Here is a 263-nt window from a genome sequence, read left to right as displayed (position 1 = left end):
GCCGCCCCAGGGCGGCCCGCAATCGCTGGGCGTGCTGGGACGCGACAAGCTGGTCAAGCTGACCGCCGCGGCTGCCGACGTCCAGGGCGTGCCTGCCCTGGCCATCAGCCTGGAGCCCAAGGGCGGCGTGCCCAGCCAGACCGGGCCCACGGGGCCGGTGCTGTTCAAGGGCGCTCTGATCCGGCGCGACCTGTAGCGCGCAGCGCAGGCCCGCTCGCCATTGGCGACGGCCGTGCTGCTGCACAACGCAGCCTGCTTGCCCT

General features: G+C 74.1%; 1 protein-coding gene. It reads left to right on the top strand.

Annotated elements, in window-relative coordinates:
• A partial coding sequence (locus tag ACFIKI_RS08620) for an anti-sigma factor domain-containing protein (protein WP_375666809.1) occupies positions 1-196 on the top strand: 196 nt, incomplete at its 5' end.
• Positions 197-263: the final 67 nt, after the last annotated feature.

Origin of the sequence: Bartonella sp. TT121SHDZB, assembly GCF_042193415.1 — a bacterium.
In the GTDB taxonomy this organism is placed as follows: Bacteria; Pseudomonadota; Alphaproteobacteria; order Rhizobiales; family Rhizobiaceae; genus Bartonella.
This window is presented reverse-complemented; position numbering and strand designations above follow the sequence as displayed.